Here is a 23,710-nt window from a genome sequence, read left to right on the forward strand (position 1 = left end):
GGATTCGCTCCAATTGCGAGGGTTTGCGTAGGTCTGAACTGAGAAAGAACCTCGATCAGGGTATCGGGCTACGAATTCGCATACCGGAACCTGCCGCTGGTAGCGGGTCGAAGAGGCGCTGGACATGCGGAGATGGAGCGCGACGCCGAAGCCCTGCGTGGGCTGACCAGCAACGCTGGCTATGCCGCCATCTTCGCCAATTGGCTAAGTCGCTGCCAGCTTCCTTGCCGTGCTCCAAAGACTCTCAGCGGCATGGATCATCCGCGCCCGCGCGCGGATGAGGCATATGCTGATCTTGATGTCCCAGTCCTTGGGGCCGGCTCTCACCAATCGGCCGCTCTGGAGATCGAGCTCGACCAGGCTGCGTGGAGCCCAGGTGATCCCGCGGCCTTCTCGGGCCATGTTGATGAGCAGCATCACCGGTGCTGAGAAGCTGGGGAGCAGCATGGCGCTCGGCTGCTTCGTCGCGAGGAAGGCGGTCACGATGCGGCCCACGCCTGAACCCGGATGATAGGCGAGATAGGGCAGCGGTTTGTCCGCGGAGCCAGGCAGCGCAAACCGCGGCATCGATTGTCGGCGGCGACCGCTGCGCGTGACGGCCTTGTAACCGGTCGCGCTGATCGGGACCAGGACATCGTCGGCGAGGTCGATGCGCTGAAAGCGATCGTTATTTAGACGGCTGGCGAGCGATGGATGGTAATGCGCCAGCATGAAATGCGCATGGGCCTCGAGCAGGAGCTTCTCACACCCGGCGAAGTTCGACGCCACGAGCTGAACGGCGGATCCGGATCGCGCGCGGTCGACCCGGCGGATCCAGTCCGGAAAGAACGTCTGCGACAGTGCGTGGGTGGCGACGAATTGAACCGTCTCGGCCTTGAGGCGCGCCGCTTCCAGGGCCTCCTCGCGGCCGTTTGACAGCCTGCGAATGACGTCCTCCGCCACCGGACGAAAACTCTCCCCCGCCGGCGTCAGCTTCACGACATGCGTGCTGCGCTCGAACAGAGGCGCTCCAAGCCACGCTTCCAGCGACTTGATCCGCCGGCTCAAGGCCGGCTGCGTCACGTGCCGGCGCAGCGCTGCGCGGGAGAAGCCGCCGTCCTCCGCAATGGCGAGGAAATCCTCGATCCAGCTCAGGTCCATGATGCCAGCTCGTTATTGAATTATTCCAATACGGCATTAGCACCGCGGCACCGGCTGGTCCAATGTCAGGCCAAAGATAAGGGCCGCGGAGACGCTGTTTGCAGCGCCAAAGAGCGCGAGGCGGGAGGACACGGAATTGACGATCACAACGACTCCTTTGTCCGAGGCGCTCCCGACGCAGGCTGCTGCGCCCCGTGCCGGCTCGCTTTGGCGGGAGCCTTATGTCCTGATCGTGGCGGGCGCCGTGCTCGGCGCACTCGTCGGCGCGCTGTTTCCGGCTGCAGCACTCGAATTCAAGCCGCTCGCCGACGGCTTCATCTCGCTCATCAAGGTCACGATTGCGCCGCTGGTGTTCCTGGTCGTGGTGACCGGCATCGCGCAGGTCGGCGACATGAAGGCGGTCGGGCGCATCGGACTCAAGGCCTTCCTGTATTTCGAAATCGTCACGACGCTCTGCCTGCTGTTCAGCTTCATCGTGGTGCGATGGGTCCAGCCCGGCGCGGGTGTGGCGCACGCCACCCCGCAACAGGCCGAAGCCGTGGCCCGCTATGCGCAGACCCATGTCGGCTCGTTGTCGGCCTATGTCCAGCACATGATCCCCGAAAGCTTCTTCGGCGCCTTTGCCAGCGGCGACGTGCTTCAGGTTCTCGTGCTCGCGCTGCTGTGCGGCATTGGCCTCCTGATGCTCGGCGAAAAGGCGCTGCCGTTGCGCTCGGGCATGGAGCGGTTGACCGAGCTCGTGTTCAGCGTGGTCCATGTCGTCGTCATGCTGGCACCGATCGGGGCCTTCGGCGCCATGGCGTTCACGGTCGGCAAATTCGGCGCCGCCACATTGTACGCCCTCGCGCTCTTGGTCGGGACGGCCTGGGCGATGATGGCGTTCTTCATCTTCGTCGTCCTGGGAATGATCTGCCGTCTGGTCGGCATCCGGCTGATGGACCTGCTCCGGCTGTTGCGCCCCGAGCTTCTCGTCGTGCTCGGAACGTCGTCGTCGGAGACGGCGATTCCCGGAATGATGGAGAAGCTGCCAAGGGCGGGGGTGGGACGCGCCGTGATCGGTCTCGTCATTCCGTCCGGCTACTCCTTCAATCTCGACGGCGTGGCGCTGACATTGCCGCTGAGCACGATCTTCGTGGCGCAGGTCTACGGCATCGAGCTGAGCACGGCGCAGCAGTTGAGCCTGTTTGTCGTGATGCTGTTCACCAGCAAGGGCGCAGCCGGTGTCACGGGCGGAGCGTTCGCCGCGTTGGCGGCGACCGTCGTTGCGGCCGGGCTGCCTGTCGAAGGCCTCGCGCTATTGCTCGGAATCGACCGCTTCATGTCGCTGGCGCGCGCGGTCACCAACACCATCGGCAACGCAGTGGCCGCGATCGTGGTGGCGAAATGGGATGGTGAATTCGACCGCGACGATTGGGGGCGGGTCGTCCAGATGAAAGCAGCAAAGTAGGATCCATGGTTCTCAGTGAAGACTTGCCGATCGTGGCGCTGGTTCCCGGTGATTGCACCGGTATCGGTCCTGAGCAGACCGCGCGAATCCTCTCCGATCACCGCCTGGCCGATGCGGCGCGCCTCGTCGTGGTGGGCGATGCCCGCGTGCTGGAGATGGGAATGGCGCATGCCGGCGTGAGCTTCGATATCGAGCGGATCGGCTCACCCAGCGAGGCTTCCTGGGTTTCCGGCAAGATCCAGCTGATCGATCTCGGCAACACCGACCCGTCGAGGCACCCGATCGGAAAGGCCAGCGCCGAGTCCGGGCGGCTCACCGGAGAGACGCTGTCGCGGGCGATCGATCTTGCCAAAGACGGCGCGATCGATGCCATCACCTTCGCGCCCTTGAACAAGCGCGCGATGTTCGACGGCGGCTGGAGGTACCCGGACGAGCACAAGATGTTCGCGGACCTGCTCGGGCACCGTACGTATTTTTCTGAAATGAACGTGTTGGATGGACAATGGATGTCGCGCGTCACCGGGCACCAGTCCCTGCGCGAGGCGCTGAACGACATCAGCCCGCCGCGGATCACCGATGCGGTGGTCCTCGTCGACAGGATGATGCGGAGATCCGGAGTCGCCGCGCCGCGGATCGCCGTGGCCGCACTGAATCCGCATGCCGGCGAGGGCGGCTTGTTCGGTCGCGACGAGATCGAGATGATCAAGCCGACGGTGGAGGCGATTGCGAAACAGGGCATTGTCTGCAGCGGTCCGTATCCGGCGGATACGGTTTACATTCGCGCCTTTGCCGGCGAGTTCGACAGCGTCGTCGCGATGTATCATGACCAGGGGCAGATCGCGACGAAGCTGCGCGGCTTCAATCGCGGAGTGACCGTCACGGCCGGCCTCGAGACCGTCTTCACCACGCCCTCGCACGGCACGGCGTTCGACATCGTCGGCAAGGGCGTCGCAGACACCGGCGCGCTCGAAAGCGCGGTCCGGCTCGCCGCGCAATTGGCCTCGTTCAAAGCCCGGGAGATGTCACATGCACACTGATCGCAGGACCCTGCTTCAGGCCGCCGCCGCTCTTCCCTTGTCCGCGGTCGGCGCGACTACGGCATTTGCACAGGCTCAGGCACCGGCGGCGCCCGCCGCGGCGCCGCCCAAGGAGATCACGCGTACGCTTGCGCGGTACATCGTCTCGGCGGGATATGATGTTCTGCCGGTCAAGGTCCGCAAGGAAGGCGTGAGGACGCTGCTGAACTGGGTCGGCGTCGCGATCGGCGGGTCGCGACACGAAACGGTCGATATCGCGGTCGCGGCGTTGGCGCCGTTCTCCGGCCCGCAGCAGGCGTCGCTGTTCGGCCGGCGCGAGCGGTTCGACATCATGAACGCCGCCTTCATCAACGGCGTGTCCAGCCACATCTTCGATTTCGACGACACCCATCTGAAGACGATCATCCATCCGGCCGGTCCGGTGGTTTCGGCGATCATTGCGCTCTCGGAAATGCAGCCGGTCTCCGGAAAGGAGTTCTTGAATGCGCTCGTCCTCGGTGTCGAGACCGAGTGCAGGATCGGCAACGCCGTCTATCCGAACCACTACGATGTCGGCTGGCACATCACCGGGACTGCCGGGGTGTTCGGTGCGGCTGCGGCTGCCGGCAAGCTGTTGAAGCTCAGCGAGCAGCAGATGACCTGGGCGCTGGGCCTCGCCGCGTCGCAGCCGGTCGGCCTGCGCGAATCGTTCGGGTCCATGAACAAGAGCTTCAACCCCGGCCGTGCGGCGTCAAACGGCATATTTGCCGGCCTTCTGGCGTCGAAGAACTTCACGTCGTCGGACGGGATGATCGAGGCGAAGCGCGGCTGGGCCAACACGATCAGCACGAAGCAGGACTATGGCGAGATCGTCGGCGATCTCGGCAAGCGTTACGAAGCCGCGCTCAACACCTATAAGCCGTTCGCCTGCGGCATCGTGCTGCATCCGGCGATCGATGCCGCGATTCAGCTGCGCAACGAGAACAGGCTGACGGGCGACCAGATCGATCACGTCGATCTCAAGGTCAATCCGCTCGTGCTCGAGCTGACCGGCAAGAAGACGCCGCAGCAGGGGCTCGAGGGCAAGTTCAGCATCTTTCATGCGGTGGCCGTGGCGATCGTGGAAGGCGCGGGCGGAGAGAAGCAGTTCAGCGATCGCGCGGTAACCGATCCGACGGTGCTGTCGCTGCGTGGCAAGGTCATTCCGGTCATCACGCCCGAGATCAAGCCGGAGCAGGTCGAGATGATGATCGTGCTGAAGGATGGGCGGAAGCTCAGCCGCCGCATCGAGCACGCCGTCGGCAGCGTGGAAGTGCCGATGACCGACCAGCAGCTCGAGGCGAAGTTCGTGGACCTCGCCGACGGCATCGTTCCGGCGGCGTCGATCCGGCGGATCATGGACGCCTGCTGGAATGTCGAGAGTCTGTCGAATGCTGCCGACATCGCGAAGATGTCGGCGTCGGCCTGACGATGGCGAGGAGGGCCATGTCGTCGCGCCGCCGTCTGCTGCAATCGGCGGGGGCGTTTGCTGCAATCTCGGCGACGCCGATCCGTTTCTCCCGGGCCGCCGGCCCGGGCGTGACCGAGCGCCTGGCGCGCTACATGGTTGCGGCGCGTGACCAGGAGCTGCCGGAGCAGGTGATGCTCGCATGCAAGCACCGCATTCTCGACACGCTCGGTGCGATCGTCTCGGGTGCGCGTATGCATCCGGGCGAGATGGCGCTGAGATACGTGCGCAGCCTCGGCGGCGAGCCGCAGGCGTCCGTCGCCGGCTCCGACGTCCGGACGACGGCCGTCAATGCGGCGATGGCAAACGCCATGTGCGCTCACGCCGACGAGACCGACGATTTCGAACCGGTCACCAAGGCGCATCCGGGGTGCGCGGTCATCCCCGCCGCGCTCGCTATGGCTGAACGGGAGCATCGCAATGGGCGCGACGTGATCCGCGCCGTTGTGCTCGGCTATGACCTGACCTGCCGCCTTCTGATGGCGCTCGGGCCGGACCTGGTGCGCGGCTCGCATCGCAGTGCCGAGGGCACGTCGTCGACATTCGGCGCGCTCGGCGCTGCGGCCTCGCTGGCGCGGCTCGATGAGAGGGGCATGCGTCACGCCATTTCCTATTCGGCGCAGCAAGTCTCGGGGCTGTGGAGCTGGGTCAAGGACACGGACCACATCGAGAAGGCATTCGATTTCGCCGGAATGGGCGCGCGCAACGGTGTCATGGCGGTCGACATGGTGATGGCCGGGCTCACCGGCGTCGATGACGTGCTCGATGGCACCCACAACCTGTTCATCGCGCTGTCGAGCGATCCGAAGCCGGAGGAGATGGTCAGGGATCTCGGCAGCCGCTTCTACGTCACGGAGACGGCCATCAAGACCTTTTCGGTCGGCTATCCGATCCAGTCGCCGCTGGATGCGCTGCTCACGCTGCGCCGACAGCAAGGGCTCACTCCAGACAACGTCCGCAGCATCCTGGTCAAGCTTCCGACCGACGCGATGGGCATCGTCGGCGACAGCGCCATGCCCGACGTGAACTGTCAGCATCTCGTCGCGCTTGCGTTGGTCAAGGGGGCGGTCTCGTTCGGAGACAGTCATGATGTCGCGCTGATGCGCGACCCGACGATCCTGGAGCAACGGGCGAAGGTGACGCTCGCAGGCGACAAGGGCTTGATGGATCCGGCTGCGCCACGCGGTGCGATCGTCGAGGTGACTCTGGTCGATGGCCGCAAGGTCGATCATTTCACCAGACACCCGCCGGGCACCAAGGAGAATCCGCTGGGCACGGAGGCCGTCAACGTCAAGACCAGGGATCTGATGACGCCCGTTCTGGGGCGTGAGAAGACGGAGAAGCTGATCGACATGGTTGGGCGGCTCGAAGAAATCGACGACATCGGCCGGTTGCGCGCACTATTCGCGGCGTGATCGGCTGTCACGGCGATGAGAAGCGACGGAACATCATCGTCTGATCCATTCCCTTGGCGGCGCGGCGGGCGGCTCGTCGGCTCGGTCTTCTCCGGTGCATTCTGCGGATTGACGAAAAAAGAAGACGAAGCGGGAGGGACGAGACATGAAGCTGAGGCTGATGCGGCAGCGGAGAAGGCGACCGTGATCGGATTCCACTTCGCGTTCCCGTCGGTCGGACGCGTCGAGAAAGACGGCGCCGGCTATCGGCTGATCCCATCATCGTGGAATCCGACGCTATGAAAGACCGGCACATTGTCAGCACGGCGGTACCGATGTCGGATCGCGCCAGACCACGCATGAAATCGACCGGTCCGCTCGCATCGCTTGGCTTTGCCATCGCAAGCCTTGGCTTGGGCTTCTGGGCCATGATGGCGGGAGCAGCTGCGCAGGATGCGCGCGAGATCGCTCCGACCGGCGTGCTGCGCGTCGCTGTTGCGGTCGGGCCGGCCGCCTCCGCGTTCTGGACGACACGCGATCCGGCGACAGGCAAGCCTGTCGGCGTGACAGTCGAACTGGCCAAGGCGGCCGCGGGCAAGCTCAATGTGCCGCTTGAGCTCGTCGAATATCAGAGCTCGGACGAAATCGCGGCCGCCGGCAGCAAAGGGGCGTGGGATCTGTCCTTCATGCCGGCGGATCGCAAGCGGGAGCAGTTCGTCGATCAAGGACCTGCCTATGTCGCCTACATGAGCGGGTATCTCATTCGCGCGAACTCGGACATCACGGCCGTCGCCGATATCGACCGTCCGGGAATCCGGGTCGGCTGCATCGAAGGCACCTCGACGTCCAGAACGGTCGAGGCGAGCATGAAAAGTGCCAGCGTGACGAAATTCATCAAGCCTGAAGAGGCCGCTGAGCTGATCGGCCAGGGTCGGCTCGACGCCCTCGCCATGGGCATGGAAGCCTTGGAGGAGCTGTCGCGGCGCCTGTCGGGCAGCCGGGTCTTGAACGAGGTCATCCAATCAACGGGCGTCGTCGTGGTCGTCCCGAAGGGCAAAGTGACGGCGCGGGAGTGGGCGGCCCGATTTCTTGCAGATGCCAAGGCGAATGGCACGGTGCGCCGAGTGCTCGATCAAAGTGGATTTGTCACCGCCAAGGTCGCCCCGTGATGCCGTGGTGAACTCCGGCCAAGCCATATCTTTGGCTTATGAGCGCCAACGCCAAATCGTATTTTGGCTGTGCTGGAATTCCGTCTATCTCCAATCGGCGGGCGATGAAGCTGTCGGCAATCATGATGGACACGACCGGCAGGCACGCTCGGAAAGTGCGCCTGCATGGTCCATGCGGCCACCCGATTGTACTGCACTCGCGCTTGTTCTCCCGGCCAACGAAGAAGCGCATCTGGTTCGAGTCCTGGCCTGAAAGTGAACGATCATGAAACTGGGCTGGTATTCCGAACTCGACGAGGTCGAACGCCGGACGTATTGGGCTTGCTTCGCGGGCTTTGGTCTCGACTCGCTGGATTCGACGATCTACGCGCTGGTCATCCCGGCGCTGATTGCAACAATCGGACTGACGCGCCCTGAAGCCGGCTATCTCGCGACCGCAGCCCTCGTCGGTGCAGCCATCGGTGGCTGGGGCGGGGGGATCCTTGCCGATCGCATCGGCCGCATCAAGGTCCTGCAACTGACGATCCTCTGGGTTGCCCTGTTCACGCTCGCATCGGCTTTCGCGACCGGCTTCAACTACTTGCTGATCGTGCGTTTTCTCCAGGGCCTCGGCTACGGCGGTGAGGCGGCCGTGGGTGGCGTCCTGATCAGCGAGGTCGTCAGGCCCGCGCTTCGCGGCCGGGTGGCCGCGTCGGTGCAGAGCAGCTACGCGGTGGGTTATGCGATTTCCGTCGCGCTGCTCCCCGTCATTTCATCGCTGTTTTCTGAAGAGCTCGGCTGGCGCGTGTTCTTTGCGGTCGGCATCGCGCCGGCCTTTCTCGTGTTCTTCATCCGCCGCCTTGTGCCGGAGTCCGGGCTTTATCGTCAAAGCCGCGCGGACGAGACAGCCGGACTGCCCGCCTGGACGATCTTCACCAGGGCCCATGTGCGGCGTACCGTGGCGGCGGTCACGATGGCCACCGGCATTTTCGGCGGTGCCTATGTGATGATCACGTGGCTGCCGACCTATCTGCGCACCGTCCTCAACCTGACCGTGGGGAGCAGTGCAGGTTATCTTGCCATGAACATCCTGGGTTCGTTGGTCGGACCGTTGCTCTATGGCTGGCTTTCGGATCGCACGGGCCGGCGTCCCGCGTTCATGATCTTCCTGCTATGCCAGGCCGTGAACGCGAGCATCTACCTGCTTGCTCCGATCGGCGCCAACGCGACGATCCTGCTCAGCTTCTTTCTGGGCGCGTTCCAGGGTGGGTTGGCATCAGGAATGTTGCCGACCTTTGCCGAATTGTTTCCGACCGAGATTCGTGCGAGCGGGCAGGGTTTCTGCCTCGGTGGCGGGCGTGGGTTTGGCTCGGTCGTGCCTGCGACCGTGGGCGTGCTTGCTGCGTCGCATCCTCTTGGCTTGTCGATGGGCCTTTGCGCGCTCGCCGCCTATGGACTTGCTTTCATCGCCGCGATGGCTTTGCCCGAGACGAGCGGCGCTGACCTGCAGCGTATGACTCCGTTGGAGATGCAAGCAGGGCAGCCGGGAGATCTCGGCAACCTCCAAGCACGGCCGTCGGAATGAGGAGGCTGAGAACGACACGCCTCGTCGAGCGAAACAAGGCGCCCAGGCTGGCCGACGAGAGCACGGAGAAGGCAACAGGGTCGGGAGGAAGACATGCACTATCGGACCATTTTGAGCGTCATCGCATGCGTCGCAGCTCTGCACTTATCGAACAGCCTCGCCCAGACATCGAACACCGACAATCCCAACGACGCGGTCGCGGATGCACTGACGCCGCCTCCTTATGGCGAGCCGATCAGCCTGGAGATGGCCAAGAAGGTGGCTGCTGCGGCCGTTGCCGAAACGACGAAGCGCAATTGGAACGCATTCTGCATCTCCGTGGTCAATCCGAGCGGCGATCTGGTCTATTTCGAAAAGCAGGACAATTGCCAATATGCGTCGATCGGCCTGTCTCAGCACAAGGCGCGCACGTCGGCACGTTATCGACGCCCCACGCTGGTGTTCGAGACGTTGCTGGGCAAAGGTGCGTATTTCGCCTATCTCGCCACGCTCGATGACATGATCGCATCGCGAGGCGGCAATCTGCTGGTCGTGGATGGCAAGATCATCGGTGCCGTCGGTGTGAGTGGTGGGTCGGGCGCCCAGGACAACGTCGTATCCCTGGCCGGGCAAGCGGCGCTGAAGTAGACGAGACCGGGCCGGAGGCGGGGCGTGATGCAGTCGCGACCGCCGGTCAGACGGTCGGCGCGTGCGCTAGGCCGCCGGCGGGATGGCGGAAGACATGGAGTCGTCGACCAAGCTGACGCCGCGCCATTGTCCGGATGTGACGAGCGTTCGCGCAGTATCCTGGAGTTCCTTGGCGACGGCGAGGGCTGCAGGCGCCAGCAGGTCCGGCTTGATCGAATAGACATAGTTGCGTCGCGTGATCCGGGCGTCCGAGATCGGCAGGGCGCGCCAGTCCTCGCTGCTTCGTCCTCCTGCCTGCAGCGCCGACATCGGCTTGATGGTGACCCCGATGCCCTCACCGACGCAGCTCATCACCAGCGAGAGCGAGTCGATCTCGGCGACCACATTCGGCGTGATGTTGCGCCGCTCGAACTCCGCAGCTACACGCCGGCGCAGGCCATGAGTTCCCGTCGGCAGGATCAGGGGCAGCTCTGCAACTTCTGCAACTGTGATGCTGCAACGGTGGCGCGGCACCAGCGGGCTGTCGGCAGGGAGAAGCACGAACAATTCCTCGTCGAGCAGCGGAATCGCGTCGAGCTTGGATGACACGTCGTTGTTGAACAGGATGGCCAGGTCGAGCTGGCCAAGCCGCATCATGTGGGCGATGTGGCCGCTCATTCCCTCGACGACGTTGAGCAGGATGCCGGGATATTTGGCGCGGATGCACTTGGTGAGCGGCAGCCCGATCGCGAGCACGGTCGTCGCGGGCAAGCCGACCGATACCATGCCGCTGACCTCTGCCGAATCCTGGCGGGCAATCGACAGCGCATGGTCGAGCTGCCGCAGCATGAACCGGGCGTGATGGTAGAGCGCAAGGCCGTTCTCGGTCGGGATCACGCCGCGCGAGGAGCGCTGCAGCAAGGGCCTGCCCACTTCCTCCTCGAGCTTTGCGATCTGCTGGCTCAGTGCGGGCTGCGCAACGAACAGGCAGCGCGACGCCTTCGACAGGCTGCCGCTCTCGACGATCTGGGCGAAATAGCGCAACTGACGCAAATCCATGAGCGGGAACCGCACTGCTTGGGAAGAACGAGACCTTGCCGCCGGGCTATATGCTCAGCTTATGGCAACTAATCCAAAACAGTATTTTTGCTAATGTCAATTTCTCTCTAAGGACGAGGGTAACAGGTGTGAAGACCCTTTGGGAGGAACCAGACGATGGCGGACGCTGCGGTTCAGGGACAGGCGTCGGCCGGTCTGCCATCGTGCCGCCTCTTGATCGCCGGGGAATGGGTGAATGGTCCGCACACCATCGCCGTGCTCGACAAATATCGCCTGCGGCCCGCCATGTCCGCGCATCTGCCGTCGCGCGAGCAGGTCCGCAGCTGCATTGTCGCCGCGGAGCGGGCGTTCGAAGCCAATGTACTGACGCCCTATGATCGCGGCCTCATCCTCGATCGCGCTGCGGTCGAGCTTGAGACGCGTGCGTCGGAGCTGGTGGAGGTGCTGCGCCAGGAGGCGGGCTTTCCACGCCGCGATGCAATGGGCGAAGTCCAGCGTTGTGCGACGACGTTTCGGCTCTCCGCCGAAGAGGCGCGGCGGCTGGCCGGCGAGATGGTGCCGATGGAAGGGGCCGCAGGCCAGAAGGGCCGCATCGGCTTCACCATCCGCGTGCCGCTCGGCGTCGTGGCCGCGATTACGCCGTTCAATGCTCCGCTCAATACGGTGGCGCACAAGGTTGCGCCTGCGCTGGCGGCTGGTAACGCCGTGGTGCTGAAACCGTCGCTGCATACGCCGATGACGTCCTGCATCATGGCGGAGTGCCTGATCGCGGCAGGTCTGCCATCGGGCCTGATGTCGGTGCTGCATGGCGATAGCGAGGTTGCCGATTGGCTGATGAGCGAAGCTGCCGTGAAGTTCTTCGCGTTCACCGGCAGCACGGACATCGGCCGCATCATCCAAAGCAAGGCGGGACTGCGCCGCACGCAGATGGAGCTCGGCTCGATCTCGCACTGCGTGATCTGCGAGGACGCCGATCTCGATATTGCGTTGCCGAAGGTCGTCAACGCGGGCTTCCGCAAGGCCGGCCAGGTCTGCACATCGATCCAGGTGCTGCTGGTGCAGCGTTCGCTGATCGGGCAGGTGGAGCAGAGACTTTCAGAGCTCGTTGCCGGGCTGCCCTACGGAGACCCCGGCGAGGACGACACCGTTGTTGGGCCGGTCGTCAGCGAGGCCGCCGCGCAGCGCATCGAGTCCTGGATCGCGCTGGCCGAGCAGAGCGGCGCGCGGCGTCTGGTCGGCGGCGCGCGGGTGGGCGCCGTGGTTCCTCCCACGCTGCTCACGAATGTCGACAAGGCGACCCCGCTCGGCTGCCAGGAAGTGTTCGGGCCTGTGATGTGCGTCGCGCCCTTCGATGTGCTGGACGAGGCGATCGCGCGCGTCAACGACACACCTTATGGACTTGCCACGGGCATCTTCACAAAACGCCTGGACGAGGCTCTGCAGGCCGCGCGGCAATTGCAAGTCGGTGGCGTTCACATCAACGAGACTCCGAGCTCCCGCGTGGACCTTATGCCGTATGGCGGCTCCAAGGATTCCGGGTTCGGCCGCGAAGGGCCGCATTACGCGATCCGCGAAATGAGCGAAGAGCGTATCGTGACGATCCTCGCATGACGCGAACCGTCACCTGACAAGGATCTGACCATGACCAAGATGAAGGGCGGCGAAGTCATCGCCGAATATCTCGTCAAGCAGAAGGTGCCCTTCGTAATCGGCATCTGCGGACACGGCAATGTCGGCATTCTTGATGCGCTCTACCAGGTGCGTGACCGCGTCAAGCTGGTCTCGCCCCGCCACGAGCAATGCGCCGGCCACATGGCCGACGCCTATTTCCGCGTCAAACACAGTCCGGTCGCGACCCTGACCTCGACCGGGCCGGGCTCGGCCAACATGGTGATGTCGCTCGCAACTGCGTTGTCGGACTCCTCGAGCTTCCTTGCGATCACCGCCAATGTTCCGACGTCGCAGGCCAATCGCGCGCCGTTCCAGGAATTGTACGCGCACAACCAAGCCGATTTCGCCCAGGTGCTGCGCCCGGTGGTGAAACGCTCGTTCCAGCCGAGCCGCGTCGACATGCTGCCGCTGGCGCTGCGCCAAGCCTTCGACACCATGGTCACGGGACGTCCCGGCCCGGTCAATCTCGATATCCCGTACAATGTTTTCCAGGAGGAGGCCGACGTCGAGCTGCCGGCGCTGTCGCATGTTCACGGCAGTCACCGGCCGAGTGCGAGCGAGGCCGACGTCACCAGGGCGCTCGATCTGATCGAAGCCGCCAAGCGGCCGGTGTTCTTCATCGGGCAGGGCACGACCCTCTCCGAGGCCGGTCCCGAGATCGGCGCGCTGCAGAGCCGCCACGGCATTCCGGTCATCACCTCGCCCAATGGCATGGGCTGCGTGCCGGCGGATGATCCGTTGACGCTCGGCTTCATCGGCCGCAACGGCGCCTATCCGGCCAACCAGGCCGGCCGTCACGCCGATCTCGTGCTCTGCATCGGAACGCGTTTCGACGATCGCTCGTCCTCGAGCTGGCACCAGGGCTACTCGTGGAATTTTCCGTCGACGAAGCTGTTGCAGATCGACATCGATCCGGCGGAGCTCGGCCGCAACTATCCGCCGACGCTCGGCATCATCGCCGACGCCAAGACCTTCGCCGCGCAATTGCTCGCGGCGCTGGAGCGTCGCCCCGCGATCCGCCGCGAAAATTTCGCGGCGTGGCGCGACCAGATCGGGACCTGGAAGGCGGAGTGGGAGGCGTTCGTGCGGCCGCACTTCAGCGCCGACACCACGCCGATCCGGCCGGAATATGTCGTCGGAGCCCTGCAGGACGTGCTGCCGGACGACGTCATCCTGTCGCTCGATTCCGGCGTGCATCACAACTGGTTCATGCAGTTCTGGCAGCCGAAGCGGCCGCAGAGCATGCTGAACAGCTGGGGCTTTTCGTCGATGGGGTTCGGCGTCTGCGGCGTGCTCGGCGCGCAGCTGGCCGCGCCCGACCGTCCCTGCGTCGCCGTCGTCGGCGACGGCGGCTTCATGATGGCGCCCTATGTCGTCGCCACGGCCGTCGAATATGACCTGCCGTGCATCTGGATCGTCTGGAACAACTTCGCCTGGAGCGCGATCCGCGATTTGCAGTATGGCCTGTTCGAGGGCCGCGAGCTCGGCACCGCGTTCTATCGCGGCAATCAGGGGCCCGGCGGAGATCGCTACAACCCCGACTTCGCGGCCTGGGCGCGCGCCTGCGGCGCTGACGGCGTGACGGTGACCCGCAGCGCCGACCTGCGCGGTGCAGTCGAGACCGCGATCAAGAACCGCCGCCCCTGCGTGATCGATCTGCATGTCGACGCCGAGGTGCGCCCGCCATCGACGGGCACCTGGGAGCTGCCGCCGATCCCATTCAAGGAGCCGGTGTTCGGCAAGCCTTACAAACGCGACTGACGATACAAAACAAAGATAACAACATTGAGAGGGAGGAGCACCATGTTGAAGCGTGATCTGAACCGGCGATCCTTCATGCGCGCATCGGCCGGCGTGGCCGCCGCATCCATGCTCGGCGCCGGCGGTCCCGCGAGGGCCCAGTCCGACGGGCCCGTCCGCATCGGCATGATCTATGCTAAGCAGGGGCCGGGCGCCTCGATCGGTGAGTACCTGCAACGCGGCAGCGCGCTTGCGGTCGAGCAGGCCGGCGGCAAGGTGCTGGGCCGCCCGATCGAGCTGGTCTGGCTCGACGAGCCCAATCCCCAGGTGTCGCAGCAGAACATGCAGCGGCTTGTCGACGAGAGCAAGGTGGTCGCCGTGGTCGGCGGCAACTACTCGTCCTCGGCGCTCGCCATGATGAGCGTTGCCAATCGCGAGAAGGTGCCGCTGATCCTGACCGGCGCCGCGGCCAGCGAGATCACCGGCAAGAGCTGCAGCAAGTACACGTTCCGCACCCAGGCGACCGTGCCGGTCCAGATGGCCGGCCTGATGCCCTACGTCTCCAGCATCGGCAAGAAGGTCTATTTCATCACGGCGTCATATGCCTTCGGCCAGGACATCCTGCGCGCCTCGCGCGCGATGCTGAAGCAGGTCGGCGCCACCGAGGTCGGGGTCGACGAGGTGCCGATCAACACCGCGGACTACAGCTCCTACATCCTCAAGATCCGCCAGGCCAAGCCGGACGTGATCGTCGGCGGCCTGGTGGGCGGCGACTTCTCCAACTTCCTGAAGCAGTGGAACGAGATGGGGATGAAGGACAAGATCCCCTATGCGGCGGTCGCCGTCACCGACACCGATTTCTGGGACGTCGGGCCGCAGGCCTCGACCGGCATCTACATCAAGCCGTGGTACTACAACAATCCGAAGAATACCGCCGCCGAACAGAAGCTGATCGAGGATTTCAAGAAGAAGTACAATCAGCCGCCATCGGACAAGACGTGGTCGGGCTGGATCGGCATGCGGGCGCTGTTGGAATCGATCGAGGCGGCGAAGTCGACCGAGGCCGCTCAGCTCGTGGCGCATCTCGAGCAGTGGAAGAACACCGAAGGCGAGTTTCCGTTCTTCTTCCGCGACTGGGATCACCAGCTGGTGCGCCCGGCCGTCATCGTCCAGATCAAGAAGCAGATCACCGACAAGTTCGACTATTTCGACGTGCTGAAGAACACCTCGGCGACCGCCGAGGAGACGGCGAAGGCGTTCGGTACCAAGGAGGATATCGGCTGCAGCATGCCCTCGCTCTGAGGCGGCGGCGACCCTTGTTCCTGCAGCGTACTGACAGGCTCGAACGATGCTCGACACTCTCGTCTCCCAGGCGGCCAATGGACTCGTGCTCGGCTTCATCTACGTGCTGATCGCCGTAGGTCTGTCGATCACCTTCGGCCTGCTCGGCGTCATCAACTTCGCGCATGGCGCCTTCTTCGCGCTGGGGGCCTACGTGGCCTGGCAGCTGTTCCAGCTGTTCGGATGGAGCGCCGTGATCCTGGCGCCGCCGGTGGTCGGGCTGATCGGCATGGCTGTGGAGGTGACGATCATCCGCCGCCTCTACGGCAAGGAGCCGTTGCTCAGCCTGATCGTGACCTTTGCTCTGGCGCTCCTGATCGAAGCGGTGATCCGCTACGCCTGGGGCGCCGACGGCAAGCCGTTCAATCCGCCGCCGGCCTTTGCAGGGATCGTTGAAGTTGGTCCTCTCCTGATCACCAAATATCGCGTGGCCGTGCTGGGCGCGACCACGGCGACCTTGCTCGGCCTATGGGGCTTCCTGGCGTTCACACCCTATGGCCGGATCCTGCGTGCCGGCAGCCGGGACCCGGAGATGGTGGAATTGCTCGGCATCAATCTGCCGCGGGTGCTCACTGCGGTGTTCGGGCTCGGCTGCATGCTGGCGGCGATCGCCGGCGTGCTGGCCGCGCCGCTGTGGACGGTGTCGCCGTCAATGGCTGCCAATGCGGTGATGCCAGCGTTCGTGATCGTGGCCATCGGCGGCCTCGGCTCCTTTCGGGGCGCAGTGGTCGCCGGACTCGCGGTTGGAATCGTCACCTCGCTGACCATTCAGTTCTGGCCAGAGGCGGCCGCCGCATCGATGTATGCCTTGATGTTCGCGATCATGCTGCTGCGGCCGCGCGGGCTATTCGGCGAGCGCTGGGAGCGTTTCGAATGACGACGGTCAAGTCCGTGCTGCAGCGGCTCGCAAGTCACCCGGTGCTCGTGGCGGCCGCGATACTGGCGCTCGCCTCCGGCATCGCGCTCGCTGTGGGCATGCCGATCCATCGCGTCACCCAGATCGCGATCTACACGCTCTACGGCGCGGAGGTGAACTTCCTGATCGGCTATCTCGGCCTGGTGCCGTTCGGCGCCTCTTTTTTCTTCGGCTGCGCGAGCTATGCGCTGGCAATCGGCCTGGGCTTCATGCCGGCCGCCAATGAAATCACCGGTCTGGCGATCGCGGTGGCATTTTCGCTGCTGCTGGCGCTGATCGTCGGCGCCATCATCCTTCGCCGGCGCGGACTCTACTTTTCGCTGCTGACGCTGGCGTGCTCCCAGATCGCGTTCGAGATTGCGTTCAAATGGACCTCAGTGACCGGAGGCGAGAACGGCCTGCAGAACGTCGCGCGTCCGCTGTTTCGCTCCGCGCTTGCCTTCCACGGCTTCACGCTCGTCGTGGTGATCGGATCATTGTGGATGCTGTGGCGGCTGGCGCATGCGCCGTTCGGCCGGCTGATGCAGGCGTTGCGCGACAATGAGCAGCGGGTCGCAAGCCTGGGTTTCGACACCTACCGCACCAAGCTGATTGCGCTCGTCATTGCCGGCGGCGGCATCGGCGTCGCCGGCGGTTTGATGGCGCTGCTGCTGCAGGGCGTCTACGCCAACAATCTGAACTGGGAGCATGCCGGTGATCCGGTGCTGATGGCGGCGCTCGGCGGCGTGCATCATTTCCTGGGGCCGCTGTGGGGTGCCATCGTCTTCATCGTCTTGGAGGACCGGCTCAGCGCCGTCACGGAGAATTGGTGGCTGATCTTCGCCCCCATCATCATCGCCTTCGCGCTGCTGTCAGATGAGGGTATTCACGGCATCTTCCGGCGTATCGCCGGCCGCAGCCGCTGGACCCTGACGCGCAATGTCATTCCACCGCGGCCGCGCGACATCGTTCCCTATGCGCCGGATCGTGCACGTCAGGCTGCGGCGACGGCCTCAGAGGTGCCAATTCTCGCGATCCGCAACCTGTCCAAGCATTTCGGCTCGATCGTGACCCAGAACGACGTGTCCTTCGAGATGAGCCGCACCGGACTGCACAGCCTGATCGGCCCCAACGGCGCCGGCAAGACCACGTTGTTCAATCTGCTGACCGGTGTGCTCCGGGCCAACGCCGGCACCATCCTGTTCGAGGGCATGCCCATCGATCAGCTGTCGCCGTACAAGCGCGCGCGGCTCGGCATCGCCCGCTCGTTCCAGATCCTGAGCGTCTTTCCCAACCTCACCGCATTCGAGAACGTGCGTATCGCGGTCCAGGCTGCCAACCGGCAATGGACAGGTCTTTGGCGCGATGCCTATGACGATGCGGCTGCAAACGCGAAGGTGTGGTCGCTGCTCGATGCCGTAGGCCTCGCCGATCGCGCCGCCGAGCTTTGCTCCGCGCTGGCGCATGGTGAGAAGCGGCTCTTGGAGATCGCGGTGTCGCTCGCGATCGATGCCAAGCTCCTGCTGCTCGACGAGCCGCTGGCCGGTCTGGCGGAGTCGGACCGCAAGGTCGTCGGCGAGCTGATCATGCGGCTGGCGAAGTCCCATGCCGTGCTGCTGATCGAGCATGACATCGACCGCGTGCTGGCGATGTCCGATCGGATCACGGTGCTGCATCAGGGGCGGCTGATCGCCGACGGCAGGCCGGCGGACGTGGCGGCCCATCCGGACGTCGTCACGGCCTATCTCGGCACCGCCCATGGCCAGGTCGCGGCGGCTCCGTCGCGGGCCACCAACGTGACGCCGCTGCCCGGCAGCGTCGCCGCCGAGCCGCTGCTCAGGTTGGAAGGCGTGCGCGCCGGCTACGGCGGTGGCACCGTTCTCGACGGGCTCGACCTGGCCGTGCGGCCGGGCGAAGTGGTGGCGCTGCTGGGGCGCAACGGCGTCGGCAAGACCACCGCGCTGCGGGCCATCACCGGCACGGTGCCGGCGAGCGGCGGCCGCATCATGTTCGACGGCAGGGAGCTCAACCGGCTGCGGCCGGACGAGATCAACCGGCTCGGCATCTCGCTGGTGCCGGAAGGACGGCGGCTGTTTCCGAACTTGACCGTGCAGGAGAATCTCAAGCTCGCGACCCGCGCCGGCGGCGCGTCGCTCGACGACGTGTTCGATCTGTTCCCGAAGCTGCGCATCCTGCACAAGGCGCGTGCCGAAAATCTCTCCGGCGGCGAGCGGCAGATGGTGGCGATCGCGCGCGCGTTGATGGTGCCGAGCCGGCTGATTCTGCTCGACGAGCCGTTCGAGGGCCTGGCGCCCGCCGTGGTGCAGGAGGTCCGCGACGCCGTGTCCAAATTGAGGTCGCGCGCGAGCCTCGTCATCGTGGAGCATCATGCCGAGAGCGTGCTGGCGATGGCGGACCGCGCCTATGTGCTGGTGAATGGGCGCGTGGCCCATGTCGGCGATGCTGCCGCGCTCGCGGCCGATCACGAGCTGCAAGGGCGTTTGCTTGGCATCACTCAGACCGCTGATGCAGTGCAACGCGCGGCAAACCGGTCATGAGCAGCTGCGAGTTCGTGACCATCGGCACCGGCTGGCCGGCCCAATCTGAACCTTCCTGAGGAGATGAGACATGACCATCGTCGTTCCCGGACCGAACGCCTCCGCGAATGCGGCGACAGAGAAGAAGGCGGTGACGCGCAATCTCGCCGAGATTTTCTGGACCCAGTATCCGGGCCACTATAACCAGGCGCTGTCGAAGGCGATCGTGACGCCGGACACCACCGGCAGCCGCTTCTTCGACCATCGCATCTCCTCCTACGAGCCCGGCGCGCATGTCGAGAGCCATTCCCACAAGGTGCAGGAGCAGATCTATCACGTGCTGTCGGGCGAGGGCATCCTGATCCTCGACGGCGAGCGCCGGTTGGTCCGTGCCAATGACGTCACCTACATTCCGCCGGGCGTGGTGCACGAATTCCACTGCACCGGCAACGACCCGCTGCTGTTCCTCGTGATCACCAGCCCGCCGACCGATGAGGAGCCGGCGCCGCGGTGAGGGGCCGGGCATGACCACGAGCAAGACCATCCTGGTCACCGGCGCCTGCGGCTGGCTCGGCTCGGCGATCGTGCAGGCGCTGCTCGCCCGCGGCGATCGCGTCGTCGCCATCGACCTGATGGTCTCGCCGGCCATGGCCGCACTCGCCTCGCAACAACAGCTGCTCGTCACCGCGGCGATCGATCTCGGCGAATGGCATGAGGTGTTGCGGGCGTTCCAGACATTTCGTCCCGACGCCGTCATCCACGCCGCCGCGGTGGTCGGCGTGGTTCAGGCCGCGGATATCCCGCTGAAGGCGCTGCGGGTCAATGTCGAGGGCGCGATCAACCTGTTCGAGGCGATGCGGCTCTCCGGCGTCCGGCGCGTCGTGCAGATCTCGACCGAGGAGACCTATGGCGACTTCCAATCCGCCGTGATCGACGAGGAGCACCCACAGAAGCCGGCCAGCGTCTACGGCGTGACCAAGCTCGCAGCCGAGCACTATGGCCGCGTCTATTCGCGCGATCACGGCCTCGAATGCATCAATGTGCGGACCTGCTGGGTCTACGGACCGCATCTGCCGCGCCTGCGCATGCCGCGCACCTTCATCGAGGCCGCGTTGCGCGGCGAGCCATTTCATCAAGAGGACGGCGGCAATCTCGCGGTCGATCAGGTCTATATCGACGATACCGTGGCCGGCGTGCTGCTCGCGCTCGACAAGCCGCATCACAGCTTCGACGCCTACAATGTCGCGACCGGAGTGGCTCCGACGCTGCGCGACACGGCCGACGCCGTCAATCGCGCCATTCCCGGTGCGAGGATCACGGTCGGCGACACCGGTCCCTATCATCATGGCGGCCGCGTGCTGAGCGCCGTCAAGGGCGCGCTCGACATCGGCCGCGCCAAGGCGGAGCTCGGCTACCAGCCGCGCTACGATCTGCAAAAAGGCATCGAGGCGACGATCGAAGCGACGCGGGCCGCGATGGCGAAGACACCATCTGCATCAGGGAATCGAAAATGACCACCTCTTCTCCGATCGTTCTCATCTTCGGCGGCTCCCGCGGCATCGGCGCCGCTTGCGCGCAGGCGTTTGCAGTCGCCGGCTGGCAGGTGGCCTCGACCTACGCCACCAGCCCGTCGGACGGAGGGCCCGGCAGGCAATATAAGGTCGACATCCGCGATGCCGCGTCGGTCGTGCAGGTCTTCGCGCAAGTTGCCGCCGACTTCGGTGGTGCGCCGCAGGCCGTCATTGCCAACGCCGGCATCAACGTGCCGGCAGGTCCGCTGGCGAGCTTCAGGCCGGAGGACTTCCGGCTGCTGATGGAGGTCAACGTCGTAGGTGCCTTCAACGTGCTGGCGGAGGCAGCGCGGCGCGTGCGCGACGGCGGCGCCATCGTCGCGATCACGACGTCGCTGGTCCGCCACGCGGTGCCGGGCACCGGGCCCTATGCGGCGACCAAGGCAGCGGTCGAAAGCCTGGTGCGGTCGATGGCGAAGGAGCTCTCGGCGCGCGGTGTTCGCGTCAATGCGGTGGCGCCCGGTCCCGTCGACACCGAACTTTTCAATGCCGGCAAGACCGAGGAGGCCAAGCAGCGCATGGCGGCGTTGAGCCCGTTCAATCGCATCGGCAAGCCGGGCGAAATTGCGGAGGTGGTGCGCTTCCTGGCCTCCGGCGAGGCCTCCTGGATCCAGGGACAGATCGTGCAGCCCAATGGCGGCATGGTGTGAGCATGACGGCGGCGGTGCACGCCGGCGAGACGTTCGATGTCGTGGTCGTCGGAGCCGGCGCGGGCGGCATGACGGCGGCGACGATCGCGGCTGCTGACGGCTGCTCGGTGCTGCTGCTGGAGCAGGCCGAATTTATCGGCGGCACCACCGCCATCTCCGGCGGCATGGTCTGGATTCCTGCCAATCACAAGGCGGCCGCGGAGGGGCGGGCGGATACGCTGGAGGCGGCGCGCACGTATTTGGCCCGGACCGTGCCGGGGCAGGACCGCACGCGGCTCGAGACGTTCCTTGCATTCGGCGACGAAGCCTTGCGCGATCTCGAGGCCCGCACTGCGCTGCGGCTGCAGCCGGTGCCGACCTATCCGGATTATTATCCCGACCTGCCCGGTGCCACCGCGGGAGGCAGGGTGCTGGAGCCGCTGCCATTCGATGCGCGCGGCCTCGGCGACGCCTTTGCGCTGCTGCGCGATCCGCTGCCGGAGTTCATGCTGTTCGGCGGCATGATGATCAGCCGCCAGGATATCCCGCATCTGCGCCGTGCCGGCCGATCGTTGCGCTCGGCTCTGCATGCGGCCAGGTTGATCGCGCGCTATGGCCTGCAACGGCTCACGGCGCGGCGCGGCACGACGCTTTATCTCGGCAACGCGCTGGCGGCGCGGCTGCTGCGCTCGGCACTCGATCGGGGCGTCGTGATACGGACCGGCACCTCCGCCCAGCAGCTTGAGGCCGACGCGCAGGGCAGGGTCTCGAGGCTCGAAATTGTCGATCGCTCCGGCCGCTCCTGGATCACCGCAAGGCGCGGCGTGGTGCTCGCGACCGGCGGGCTGTCGCATGATGCCGAGCTGCGCCGCTGCTATGTGCCTGAGGCCGCCGGCCTGCTGTCGGCCACCGTCGATCCCGGCGCCGCACCGCGCGGCGCACGGCTGGCCATGGCCCTGGGCGCGTGCCTGTTGGCGCCGACGAAAGCGGGCGCGTTCTGGGTGCCGGCTTCGACCTTCACACGGGCCGACGGCAGCCGTGGCGTCTTCCCGCACACGGTCACCGATCGCGCCAAGCCCGGCCTGATCGCGGTCGATGGCACCGGCCGCCGCTTCGTCAACGAGGCGGTGTCCTACCACGAGTTCGTGCGCGCGCAGCTCGATCACGCTGCGGCCATTCCCGCCTGGCTGATCTGCGATCGCCGCTTCCTGTGGAGGTACGGCCTCGGCAAGATCAAGCCGTTCACGCGCAGTGTCGCTGACGACGTCGCCGCGGGCTATCTCAAGCGTGCCGACAGTCTGGACGCGCTCGCGGAGACGATCGGCGTCCCGGCGCAGGCGCTGACTGCAACCGTCAACCAGTTCAACGCCGGTGCGGTGCGCGGCGAGGATCCCGCCTTCGGCCGCGGCGGCGACATCTATCAGCGTGCGCTCGGCGACGCCGATCAGCATCCCAATCCCTGCGTCGCGCCGATCCTGGAGCCGCCTTTCCATGCCGTCGCGGTCTATCCGGCCGATCTCGGCATGTCTGCGGGCCTCGTCACCGATGCGCGCGGGCGTGTGTTGCGCGCGGATGGCTCACCCATTCCTGGCCTGTTCGCCTGCGGCAACGACATGGCCTCGATCATGGAAGGGGCCTATCCCGGGCCCGGCATCACGTTGGGTCCGGCGCTGGTCTTCGGCTGGCTCGCGGGCAGGAACGTCGCCGGCGCGAACGTTTGAGGACTCTCATGCTCGTGAGCTCGCAGGCATGGCTCGATGTGACCTCTCGGAGCCTGGAGGCATGAGAACGACTTGGTCACACTTCGCGGCTTGTGAAAGTCGGCCCCAGGTCGTTGCCTGAAGTGGGGACGCGGCAGTGGTTAGGAGAACCGTTGTCGTTGTCCAGGGTGGGGTGGCCTTCCCCACCCGCCGCCCGGCCAACGCACGCAAATGGCTCGCTAGTGGAGTCGCGCCGCTTCGGATCCCGCCGGCTCGCTACTATATCGCGTGCAACACGGGATCAACTTGGAAAGTTTGCAATTGACGAACGGCTCGGGCCGCCGCGAGTAGCGGACGGTGCTCGTGTTTGGGCAACTCGAGATGATATGGTTGCGCGTCCCCGTAACGAGGCGCCTTGAGCATCACGCGCCTCTGCGGCCTTTTCCTGATATCGCCTGGCCGACGCGCTGCTTTCGTAGTTGAATTGTCGTTTCCGCTCAGCTCTCATTGATGAGCTGCTGGCACCAAGGTCAGAAGTTGCTCATTGCCGTGTAGGCAATAGCAGCGGATGGTTGCCGAACGGGCGCTCGGCATGAGCCGCCCATCCGCCGTGTGGAAATTCCGGTTACGACAATCCGGAGTTGCCGGCTTTGTTCCGGGCCTGCGGCCGCGGCCCTGGAGGAGCGTCCGCGTGCATCGGGACCTGTTGTGCGCGGTGAAGTCA

General features: G+C 65.3%; 18 protein-coding genes and 1 pseudogene. 17 read left to right on the forward strand and 2 right to left on the reverse strand.

The annotated features are described in order from the left end of the window. Positions 1-204: 204 nt before the first annotated feature. Positions 205-1,140: a LysR family transcriptional regulator gene (locus QX048_RS28655; RefSeq protein WP_315749806.1), complete on the reverse strand. Its 936-nt coding sequence runs from the start codon at positions 1,138-1,140 to the stop codon at positions 205-207. Between the two features lie 136 nt (positions 1,141-1,276). On the opposite strand from QX048_RS28655, the gene QX048_RS28660 reads away from it, so the two are divergent. From QX048_RS28660 to QX048_RS28695, 8 genes and pseudogenes are all read left to right on the forward strand, one after another. Then, the gene (locus QX048_RS28660) at positions 1,277-2,587 is read left to right on the forward strand and encodes a cation:dicarboxylate symporter family transporter (RefSeq protein ID WP_315827423.1); all 1,311 of its coding nucleotides are present in this window, start codon (positions 1,277-1,279) and stop codon (positions 2,585-2,587) included. A gap of 5 nt (positions 2,588-2,592) precedes the next feature. After that, entirely contained in the window at positions 2,593-3,624 is a 1,032-nt protein-coding gene (locus tag QX048_RS28665) for a PdxA family protein (protein WP_315827424.1), read from the forward strand. Next, positions 3,614-5,071 carry an MmgE/PrpD family protein gene (locus QX048_RS28670; protein ID WP_315749808.1) on the forward strand — a complete coding sequence of 486 codons (1,458 nt, stop codon included), beginning with the start codon at positions 3,614-3,616 and terminating at the stop codon, positions 5,069-5,071. Before QX048_RS28665 ends, QX048_RS28670 begins: the two co-directional genes overlap by 11 nt. A gap of 17 nt (positions 5,072-5,088) precedes the next feature. Continuing rightward, the gene (locus QX048_RS28675; protein WP_409998614.1) at positions 5,089-6,525 is read left to right on the forward strand and encodes an MmgE/PrpD family protein; all 1,437 of its coding nucleotides are present in this window, start codon (positions 5,089-5,091) and stop codon (positions 6,523-6,525) included. Positions 6,526-6,684: 159 nt separating this feature from the next. Then, positions 6,685-6,807: pseudogene (locus tag QX048_RS28680) on the forward strand (MBL fold metallo-hydrolase); the annotation flags it as partial. Continuing rightward, complete coding sequence (locus tag QX048_RS28685; RefSeq protein WP_315827425.1) at positions 6,804-7,673, forward strand: transporter substrate-binding domain-containing protein; 870 nt, start codon at positions 6,804-6,806, stop codon at positions 7,671-7,673. The pseudogene QX048_RS28680 and the gene QX048_RS28685, both read left to right, overlap by 4 nt. A gap of 265 nt (positions 7,674-7,938) precedes the next feature. Further along, entirely contained in the window at positions 7,939-9,237 is a 1,299-nt protein-coding gene (locus QX048_RS28690; protein WP_315827426.1) for an MFS transporter, read from the forward strand. A gap of 93 nt (positions 9,238-9,330) precedes the next feature. Next, a complete protein-coding gene (locus QX048_RS28695; RefSeq protein ID WP_315718516.1) occupies positions 9,331-9,864 on the forward strand; it encodes a GlcG/HbpS family heme-binding protein in 534 nt (177 codons plus the stop codon). Positions 9,865-9,930: 66 nt separating this feature from the next. Here the strand turns inward: QX048_RS28695 and QX048_RS28700 are convergent, their stop codons facing one another. Then, positions 9,931-10,902, reverse strand: a complete 972-nt coding sequence (locus QX048_RS28700; RefSeq protein WP_315718515.1) for a LysR substrate-binding domain-containing protein — start codon at positions 10,900-10,902, stop codon at positions 9,931-9,933. 156 nt (positions 10,903-11,058) lie between these two features. On the opposite strand from QX048_RS28700, the gene QX048_RS28705 reads away from it, so the two are divergent. The 9 genes from QX048_RS28705 to QX048_RS28745 all read left to right on the forward strand — a co-directional run bounded on the left by QX048_RS28705 (position 11,059) and on the right by QX048_RS28745 (position 23,007). Continuing rightward, positions 11,059-12,513, forward strand: a complete 1,455-nt coding sequence (locus QX048_RS28705) for an aldehyde dehydrogenase family protein (RefSeq protein WP_315827427.1) — start codon at positions 11,059-11,061, stop codon at positions 12,511-12,513. A 30-nt stretch (positions 12,514-12,543) separates the two neighbouring features. After that, entirely contained in the window at positions 12,544-14,334 is a 1,791-nt protein-coding gene (locus QX048_RS28710; protein ID WP_315718513.1) for a thiamine pyrophosphate-binding protein, read from the forward strand. A gap of 42 nt (positions 14,335-14,376) precedes the next feature. Further along, positions 14,377-15,615, forward strand: a complete 1,239-nt coding sequence (locus QX048_RS28715) for an ABC transporter substrate-binding protein (RefSeq protein WP_315827428.1) — start codon at positions 14,377-14,379, stop codon at positions 15,613-15,615. 46 nt (positions 15,616-15,661) lie between these two features. Then, on the forward strand, positions 15,662-16,531 hold the full coding sequence (locus tag QX048_RS28720) for a branched-chain amino acid ABC transporter permease (protein ID WP_315739227.1): 870 nt from the start codon (positions 15,662-15,664) through the stop codon (positions 16,529-16,531). Beyond that, the gene (locus QX048_RS28725) at positions 16,528-19,107 is read left to right on the forward strand and encodes a branched-chain amino acid ABC transporter ATP-binding protein/permease (protein WP_315827429.1); all 2,580 of its coding nucleotides are present in this window, start codon (positions 16,528-16,530) and stop codon (positions 19,105-19,107) included. The genes QX048_RS28720 and QX048_RS28725 overlap by 4 nt, the downstream gene beginning before the upstream one ends. 70 nt (positions 19,108-19,177) lie before the next feature. Then, the gene (locus QX048_RS28730) at positions 19,178-19,600 is read left to right on the forward strand and encodes a cupin domain-containing protein (protein WP_315827430.1); all 423 of its coding nucleotides are present in this window, start codon (positions 19,178-19,180) and stop codon (positions 19,598-19,600) included. Between the two features lie 10 nt (positions 19,601-19,610). Beyond that, complete coding sequence (locus tag QX048_RS28735; RefSeq protein WP_315827431.1) at positions 19,611-20,600, forward strand: NAD(P)-dependent oxidoreductase; 990 nt, start codon at positions 19,611-19,613, stop codon at positions 20,598-20,600. Next, entirely contained in the window at positions 20,597-21,307 is a 711-nt protein-coding gene (locus QX048_RS28740) for an SDR family oxidoreductase (RefSeq protein WP_315827432.1), read from the forward strand. The genes QX048_RS28735 and QX048_RS28740 overlap by 4 nt, the downstream gene beginning before the upstream one ends. Positions 21,308-21,309: 2 nt before the next feature. Further along, a complete protein-coding gene (locus tag QX048_RS28745) occupies positions 21,310-23,007 on the forward strand; it encodes an FAD-dependent oxidoreductase (protein WP_315827471.1) in 1,698 nt (565 codons plus the stop codon). Positions 23,008-23,710: the final 703 nt, after the last annotated feature.

The sequence above is a fragment of the Bradyrhizobium sp. SZCCHNS30572 genome, from assembly GCF_032484415.1.
In the GTDB taxonomy this organism is placed as follows: domain Bacteria; phylum Pseudomonadota; class Alphaproteobacteria; order Rhizobiales; family Xanthobacteraceae; genus Bradyrhizobium.